The 7,144-nt window shown below is 53.8% G+C and carries 11 protein-coding genes and 1 pseudogene; all 12 read right to left on the minus strand.

Features of this window, described 5'->3' with window-relative positions; all coding sequences use genetic code 11:
- Window positions 1-283 (minus strand): annotated as a pseudogene (locus tag MVK46_RS07935) (cation:proton antiporter); the annotation flags it as partial.
- 10 nt (window positions 284-293) lie between these two features.
- Window positions 294-779, minus strand: a complete 486-nt coding sequence (locus tag MVK46_RS07940; RefSeq protein WP_297536139.1) for a Na+/H+ antiporter subunit E — start codon at window positions 777-779, stop codon at window positions 294-296.
- A complete protein-coding gene (locus tag MVK46_RS07945) occupies window positions 776-1,177 on the minus strand; it encodes a sodium:proton antiporter (RefSeq protein ID WP_297536140.1) in 402 nt (133 codons plus the stop codon). The genes MVK46_RS07940 and MVK46_RS07945 overlap by 4 nt, the downstream gene beginning before the upstream one ends.
- On the minus strand, window positions 1,174-1,932 hold the full coding sequence (locus tag MVK46_RS07950; protein ID WP_297536141.1) for an MnhB domain-containing protein: 759 nt from the start codon (window positions 1,930-1,932) through the stop codon (window positions 1,174-1,176). Before MVK46_RS07950 ends, MVK46_RS07945 begins: the two co-directional genes overlap by 4 nt.
- Window positions 1,933-2,187, minus strand: coding sequence for a hydrogenase subunit MbhD domain-containing protein (locus MVK46_RS07955; RefSeq protein ID WP_297536143.1), 255 nt, complete (start codon window positions 2,185-2,187; stop codon window positions 1,933-1,935).
- On the minus strand, window positions 2,184-2,531 hold the full coding sequence (mnhG, locus tag MVK46_RS07960) for a monovalent cation/H(+) antiporter subunit G (protein ID WP_297536145.1): 348 nt from the start codon (window positions 2,529-2,531) through the stop codon (window positions 2,184-2,186). Before mnhG ends, MVK46_RS07955 begins: the two co-directional genes overlap by 4 nt.
- On the minus strand, window positions 2,528-2,806 hold the full coding sequence (locus MVK46_RS07965; protein ID WP_297536146.1) for a monovalent cation/H+ antiporter complex subunit F: 279 nt from the start codon (window positions 2,804-2,806) through the stop codon (window positions 2,528-2,530). The genes mnhG and MVK46_RS07965 overlap by 4 nt, the downstream gene beginning before the upstream one ends.
- Window position 2,807: 1 nt before the next feature.
- Window positions 2,808-3,371 (minus strand): NADH:ubiquinone oxidoreductase, encoded by a 564-nt coding sequence (locus tag MVK46_RS07970; RefSeq protein ID WP_297536147.1) that lies wholly within the window; start codon window positions 3,369-3,371, stop codon window positions 2,808-2,810.
- On the minus strand, window positions 3,368-3,874 hold the full coding sequence (locus MVK46_RS07975; protein ID WP_297536148.1) for a 4Fe-4S dicluster domain-containing protein: 507 nt from the start codon (window positions 3,872-3,874) through the stop codon (window positions 3,368-3,370). The genes MVK46_RS07970 and MVK46_RS07975 overlap by 4 nt, the downstream gene beginning before the upstream one ends.
- Window positions 3,861-5,498, minus strand: coding sequence for an NADH-quinone oxidoreductase subunit C (locus tag MVK46_RS07980; protein WP_297536149.1), 1,638 nt, complete (start codon window positions 5,496-5,498; stop codon window positions 3,861-3,863). Before MVK46_RS07980 ends, MVK46_RS07975 begins: the two co-directional genes overlap by 14 nt.
- Window positions 5,499-5,500: 2 nt before the next feature.
- Window positions 5,501-6,382 (minus strand): NADH-quinone oxidoreductase subunit H, encoded by an 882-nt coding sequence (locus MVK46_RS07985; protein ID WP_297536150.1) that lies wholly within the window; start codon window positions 6,380-6,382, stop codon window positions 5,501-5,503.
- Window positions 6,379-7,144 (minus strand): proton-conducting transporter membrane subunit (locus MVK46_RS07990; protein ID WP_297536151.1); only part of this gene is annotated, 766 nt, incomplete at its 5' end. The genes MVK46_RS07990 and MVK46_RS07985, both read right to left, overlap by 4 nt.

Here is a 7,144-nt window from a genome sequence, read left to right on the forward strand (position 1 = left end):
GGAACATCAGAAAGGCTGTCACGAGGGTTATTAACGCACTCATCCGGTCGACTTCATAAATTATACCCACTGGAGCCGTCCAGCCGCCAAAAGTGTAAATCAACGGTTCTTTTGAAGAGTAAGCCAGCTGGAAAAGCTTGAACGCGGCAACCGCCGTTAGAGCAGTTCCCGTTAGTGCGTAAAGTCCAGCAACCTTTCTGTTTCCCCCAGTGATTATCGAAGTGAGCGGCAGTGCAAAGGCAAACACTATTGGGATTACGGGGGTTAAACCGAGGACGTTCATTATCACCACCTCACTCAAATATCCTCCTCGCAAACCGTTCAAAGTCTTCGCAAATCTCTTTTTTAGCCTCTATCGGGTCTTTCGTTGCCACGCTAATCCAGTTCACGTATAGAAAATCCCCGTCAACGTCAACAACAACGGTTCCAGGGGTGTTGGTTATCGAGTTGGCGACGAGTGCCCTTGCGTATTCGTCCTTAACTCCCAGGGGAACCCTGACGATTCCAGGCTCGACTTTTCCCGTGATTATCCTTCGAATAACGTCCAAGTGCGCCCTGACCTCCGCAACGAGGAAGTACCAGAGGAAATAAGCCAGCCCCCATACCCATCTGATTGGACTGAAAGCCTTCGCGTCGTTTTTGACGAGGAACCTCCCCACGAGTGCCCCAACGACCGCGGCCGCAATGACTCCCGTGACGATATCGTAGGGTGTGAGGGAGCCGGTAAAGAGTATGTACGTCAGAAAAACCAGGACTGTTGTTGAGACCGTCCCCCTCATTTCTCCCCCCTCCCGAAAGCCGCGAGCATTTCGCCGACTTTTCGGGCGTCAACCGTTCCGTAAAGCCTGTGAACTTGAACTATTGCAAACGCTATGAGGACGTTAACGGCCATTCCGATGACGACAGCGGTCAGAACTAAGGCTTGGGGGAGCGGGTCAACGGCCGTCTTAACGAACTCCCCGAGGGCCGTTTTGGAGAGACTGGGCAGGATTGGTGGAACCACCGGGTATATCAGGCGGTAGCCGAGGAGAACCATGAGAACGTTGGCAGTGTCTCCGAAGATTGTGAGGGCTATCAGCTTTTTCACAAGGTTTGGTTTCGCAACAATACCGTACACGCTTATTACGAGGGTCGCGAGGAGGGAAATCAACGTGAAGCTCCACAGCAGGAGAATCATCGCCTCACCCCCAGGAATTTTCTGAACTTTTCCTCTGGAATGCTGAGCAGGAGGAAAACCGCCGTGAAGCCTGCCCCAACGGCCAGGTACTCGAAGAAGTTGTAGAACACCAGCGAACCCCCCAGGGGCACTCCGAGGGCCTTTGCCGGGAAGATGGGTTGATTCTGCATGATGTAGCCGCCGAGGAGGAGTGGGACTAGGGCAGTGAGTGCAATTCCGAGCAGTCCGATTGAACGGATTATTATGGCTCTAGTCTTGTCGAGGCCGTTCTTTTCAAGCGCGTACTTGGTGTAGACCGCTATTATCAGCAACGGAGCAACAGCCAGTGCGGAGCCACCCTGGAAGCCGCCGCCGGGTGTTAATTGACCGTGGAGTGCTATTGAAGCTGAAACGGCCAGAATCATGGCAACGGTGACTTTCGTTACCGTCGCAACAGGCCCTGGAAGTTCGAGCTTCGGCTCACCCCTCTTGGCTTCCTCTGCCTGTCCCTTGTTAAGCCTGAAGAGGGTTAGGCTTCCTATTATGGCCAGGAAGAAGACCGCCGTTTCGAACAGAGTGTCAACCCCGCGGTAGTCCCAGACTATTGAGGTGACCGCTTCGGGGCTTTTCGCGGAGTACCTTCCGAAGTAGCTGTTTTGAAGGTAGAACTCGCCGAGGGGATGGAGGTTCTTCTGAGGGGGAACCATACGGGAAACGTAGCAGGAAACCGTGAGGACGATAAGGAGAACGATTATTAAACCCGCAAGGCGTTTCATTCACACCACCTCGTACCTCCCGGTTTTCCCTATCACGAATATCAGAAGGGCCGAGTATATCCCAACCGCTATCGCCACGTACGCGAGCACTATGTCCGGCGCCATGAGGAGGTAGAAGATTATGGCGTAGGCTATGGCCTGAACAGCCGAGTAGGCGACCGCCTTAAGGAGGTCCCTCTCGGTTATGGCCAGGTATGAAAACACAAGGCCTATCAGGGCTGTTATCGATAGTATCGCAAGGTGAACGGCTATCACTTTCTCGCCTCCCTTAGGTGGTCGACCTTCGGTTTCCACTCCACGACCCCGCTCCTATGGGCGGCGTAGGCCAGTGCCGTCGCCCCGGCCGGGGCCACGAGAAGGACTATAACGCCGGTAATGAAGCTGGCCCCCGCCACGGCATACCTGTGCGGAAACCCGGCTCCGAGCGCCAGCATGCTCACTCCAAACAGCGGAACCACGGCCCCACCAATCGTTCCCACAGTGGCGGCGTGAAGGCGGACGTAGAAGTTGGGGAACTTCAGCAGGCCGATTGCACCGAAAAGGTCGCAGATGCCTCCAAGCACCACGAGGAACGCCCCGAGGAGGAAGGCTACGCTCATGCTCCCACCTCCCCCCTGGCCAGGTGGTTCGCCACGTACAGGTCGAGGAGGTACGCCCAGAGCGCCAGCGTTACCGCGCCCCCGATGAGGTATGTGCTCCTGAAGTAGAGGGCCAGAATGGCCATGAAGGCCGCTATGTCAAAGCTCATGCAGTCAACTGCGAGAATCATGTCCGGAACCGTTGGCCCCCTAACGGCCCTCAGGGCGTATATAACGAACGCCGCCAGATAAAGTGGGAAGGCGATTTCAACAACCGTAAGGATGCCGAACTGCATCTCAGACCCTCCTCACGGCTATTTTTGGGAGAAAGTGTCTTGTCCCTTTGGCTTCCCTCACAAGGGCTTCGAGTCTGGATTTCTCGGCTTCGAGGCTCTCTTCAGGCTCGACGTAAACCTGGGCGAACTGCTTCTTCTGAAGCATGCCCCTGGCAAGCGCAACTCCGTAGATTATGGCCTCCGGTTTCGGCGGACAACCAGGGATGAAAACGGTAGCGGGCGGTTCGATGTTGTATTCTTCCTTTAGGATTTTGTAAAGCTCTTTAATTCCCCCAATGACGGAATACGTGTCGTACCAGATGCCTCCCCCGCAGGCGCAGGCTCCAATAGCGAGAACCACTTTAGGGTCGGGAACGGCTGTAAGAGCATCTATGACTTTGGGAAGGCACTCCCTCGTGATGGGCCCGGTGAACGCTATGGCATCGGCGTGTCTCGGACTTCCAACGAGCTTTATCCCAAGCCTCTCGACGTCGTTTCTTGGTGCGAACATGTTGAGAACTTCTATGTCGCATCCATTGCACGAGCCTGAGTTGAGGTGGAAGACCCAGAGGCTTCTCTTTATCATTTTCTACACCCCCAGAGCCTCCATTCTGAGGTCTTCTCCATCCGGCACTCGGGGCACAGAAGGAGCAACTCCCTCTCCCAGGGGGGAACGTTCTCCGCCACCTGTATCAGGTGCCTGTAGGTATCGAACGGTTTCCCGCACTTGCTGCAACGGACGAGTTTGAGCTCGACCACCTGATGGAGGTCATCATGGTCTGGAGTTGCCAGCTCAAACTCCTTCGTCAGCTTTATTGCCCCTACAGGACAGACATCCTGACAGCGGGCGCAGAATATACACCTCCCTAGGAAGAGGTGCACAACCCTCACTCCTCTCTCAACGTCGTCGTAGACTTGGATTGCTTGGGGCGGGCAGGCGTTTGCACAGGCGCCGCAACCGATGCACTTCTCTCCATCTATCACGGGCTTTCCCCGGTAGTCCTCCGGCACCTCAATCGGCGCAAAGGGATACTTCTCCGTGACCTTGCCTATGGAGAGGGCTTTAGAAATGAGTTTAAGCCTTCCCATTGCCCACCCTCCTGATTCCTTCCTCCAGAGAACCTCTCCACAGGACTCTACCGTTTTCTGAGTCTATTATGGAGACGTGGTCTGTGCATGAGAAGCACGGGTCTATTGAGGCTATGATTATGGGAGCGTCCGCGATGTCATTGCCCCTGAGCATGATGGGAATCGCGGGCAGGTTGTTGTAGGTTGAGGCCCTCGGATGCCAGCGGTAGACCTTGTTCTCGCCCCACGTTATTACAAGGTGCACGTCCTCTCCCCTGGGAGCTTCGGTGACGCCAAGGCCAAGCTTGAAGCTTGGTATCTCGTAGTCCTCGTTTATGAGCTCTCCTTCCGGCATGTTGTCCAGTGCCTGTTTTATCATACTGAAGCTCTGGAAAGTTTCGTCGTATCTCACGAGGAACCGTGAGAGAACGTCTTCACCTTTGTAAACGGGAACCTCAAAGTCAAGGTCGCCGTATGCCGCGTACGGATGGTCCCTCCTGACGTCCGTGTCTATTCCTGATGCCCTCGCAACCGGTCCAACAACACCTATTTCCCTGCCTTTCTTTTTCGGAAGAACACCGACGTTCTCCATCCTTTCTTTGAGCTCCCCCATCTTGACAACGTTGTCGAGGATTTCTCTGCTGTCCTTTTCTGCGAGGTCGAGGAGCTCCAGAACCTTTCTCTTTTTTTTCTCCGGGATATCCCTCCTAACGCCACCGATAATGTTTATTCCGTAGGTTTTCCTGTTGCCAGTTATTAGCTCCGCTATGTCCATAATGTACTCCCTGGCCCTCCAGAGGTGCATGAAACCGCTGTCAAAGCCAAGGAGATGACAGGCAACTCCAAACCAGAGGAGGTGACTGTGAAGCCTCTCAATTTCAAGCATTATTGTTCTGATGTACCTTGCGCGCTCTGGAACGTAGATACCTGCGGCATCCTCAACGGCTTGACAGTAAGCAGTCGAGTGCGTGCAGCCGCAGATGCCGCATATTCTCTCGGCCAGGAATGGTACTTGGTTGAGGGTCATTCTGCTTTCTGCGAGTTTTTCCATGCCTCTGTGAATATGGAATCCCCTGTATTTTGCATCAACGATTTTGTCCCCTTTTACGTAGAGCTCGAAGTACTCCGGCTCGTGGAGAGTTGGGTGATAAGGCCCGAGAGGCACTTCGATGATATCGGGCCTGGGTTTCTTCCTTCCCTCCTTTGGTTTGGCTGGAGGGAGCTTCTTGTTGTACGGAAAGTCCTTTCTCAGAGGGTATACTCCTTCAGGCCAATCTTCAGGCAGGATGAGTCTTTCCGGCTCTGGATGGCCATCAAAAATGATTCCCAGCATATCCATAGCTTCTCTCTCTGACCAGCTGGCTCCCTCTATCACAGGAGTTATCGATGGCAGTGTGAGCTCATTGGTGGGAGTTGTCAACTTGAGAATTACGTGCCTCCTCTCGGCCTCGCAGTTGAAGACGTGGTACATTGCGAACCTCATATTGACAGGTCTCTCATCAACCCCCATTCCACAAGAGTAGTAACAGCCGGCGTTGAACAGGCCCTTAGCTATTTCCCTAGCTCTCTCGGGACTTACCTCCGCGACCGTTACCCTGTCATCGTGCCGCAGTATCTTGCATCCTTTCAGTACCTCAACCACCATTTTTACCACCCCATCACAGCTAACAACCAGCATAAGGCACCGAGAATTGAAAACCTCTTGAGAAACCTCACTGCGTCCTTCGTCCTGAATCTCCCGCAGGAGGCCTCTATTGTGGAGTAGATCACCGATAAAACAATCAGGCCTATCACGTAATAAGTGGCCCTGATAGCTGAAGTTCCCCTGAGGAAAAAGTTCAGAAAGACCGTGAACAGGAGAAGTCTCTTCGTATATATTGAGAGCTTTAGGAGTGCAAGCTGCCTTCCACTGTACTCGATTAGGGGCCCCTCCACGATTTCAGGCTCTGCCTCCGCGACATCAAACGGAACCCTTGCCCCGGCCACGTACACGAGCACAACGAAGAGCAGTGCGCCGATAAGGGAGGAAGCTTTGAACGGGAGGGGGAAGAGGTTTGAGAGCGTGAAGCTTTTGGCCGAGACCGCCAAAGCCGCTATGATAAAGGCCAGTGAAAACTCCTCGGCCATGAAAAGGGATATCTCCCTGTGGGATCCTATTTGAGCGTAGGGGTTTCCACTTGAGAAGCCTCCCAGGGTCACGGCAACGGTACCGAGTGTCATCAGGTAGAGGAATGCTATGATGTCCCCCCAGAACCTCATTGAGTCTGGCAGGATAGCTGGAACGAAGAAGAAAGCCGTGAGTATCGAGGCGAGTGCTATGGGAGGCCCAAGACGGAAGAGCCATCCCACTGACTCGGATGGGGTTGTCGATGGCCTTCTGAAGAGCTTTATCAGGTCAAGCCATGTCTGAACCAAAGGTGGCCCCTGGCGCGTCTGAAGTTTGGCCTTGATTTTTCTTTCGAGACCATCTAAAAGCGGGGCAAAGATGACCGCAAATATTACGTTTACAATGCATCCCGCGAGACTCATAGTGACACACCTCCAAGTATCAGAACCATTACCAGGAGGGTTACGGCGGAGGCCACCATCATCAGGTCGGCTTGATATGAGCGCACCTCGTACAGAACCGCGAGTTTTCTGGTGGCTTTCCAGATCGAGCTCACCACTTTCTGTGTCCACTCGCCAAGGGAGTAGACCTCTTCGAACTCCTCCTCAAAGGAAGCATAGTAGGAACTCGCCGGGAGGCGCATGGCGAGTGACTTTCTCGTTCCGGTTGTCCAGACCGGCAGGGCAATCTTGGAGTATGTTACAGCCAGTAGTGCCATTCCAAGAGACAGGAGGACAATGAAAATCGCCAGCGGTTCGATGTTTCCGGTGTTGGGGACAACGACCCCGGGGAACGTTTTCAGCGCCGGAGCTTTAACGCCCAGGAACGTTAGAGCTTTTGATATAAGGCTGAGCGGCAGTTTGGGATAGATTCCGAAGACGAAACAGATGAACGCTAGTATTCCCTGCGGAATCCACATCGTTGGAGGCACTTCTTTAACCTCAATGCTCTCCAGGGGAGGCCTTGTGAATATCGTCGTGAAGTATTTGACGAATGAAGCGGTGGTTACCGAGCTTATGAACAGCGCGAAGGCCCCGAAGAGGGAGAGAACCGTTGAGGTTGGAAGTGTTGAGACGTATATCATCCATTTGCTTACGAAACCGTTCAGCGGCGGCATTCCCGCTATTGAAAGTGCTCCAATGAGGGCTGTGAGGGCTGTTATCGGCATGAACTTTGCCAGTCCT

Source organism: Thermococcus sp. (assembly GCF_027066465.1).
Classification (GTDB): Archaea; Methanobacteriota_B; Thermococci; order Thermococcales; family Thermococcaceae; genus Thermococcus.

Coding starts and splice junctions, on each gene's coding strand:
- MVK46_RS07940 (WP_297536139.1), bottom strand. CDS start 779: ATGAGGGGGACGGTCTCAACAACAGTCCTGGTTTTTCTGACGTACATA.
- MVK46_RS07945 (WP_297536140.1), bottom strand. CDS start 1,177: ATGATTCTCCTGCTGTGGAGCTTCACGTTGATTTCCCTCCTCGCGACC.
- MVK46_RS07950 (WP_297536141.1), bottom strand. CDS start 1,932: ATGAAACGCCTTGCGGGTTTAATAATCGTTCTCCTTATCGTCCTCACG.
- mnhG (WP_297536145.1), bottom strand. CDS start 2,531: ATGAGCGTAGCCTTCCTCCTCGGGGCGTTCCTCGTGGTGCTTGGAGGC.
- MVK46_RS07965 (WP_297536146.1), bottom strand. CDS start 2,806: ATGCAGTTCGGCATCCTTACGGTTGTTGAAATCGCCTTCCCACTTTAT.
- MVK46_RS07970 (WP_297536147.1), bottom strand. CDS start 3,371: ATGATAAAGAGAAGCCTCTGGGTCTTCCACCTCAACTCAGGCTCGTGC.
- MVK46_RS07975 (WP_297536148.1), bottom strand. CDS start 3,874: ATGGGAAGGCTTAAACTCATTTCTAAAGCCCTCTCCATAGGCAAGGTC.
- MVK46_RS07980 (WP_297536149.1), bottom strand. CDS start 5,498: ATGGTGGTTGAGGTACTGAAAGGATGCAAGATACTGCGGCACGATGAC.
- MVK46_RS07985 (WP_297536150.1), bottom strand. CDS start 6,382: ATGAGTCTCGCGGGATGCATTGTAAACGTAATATTTGCGGTCATCTTT.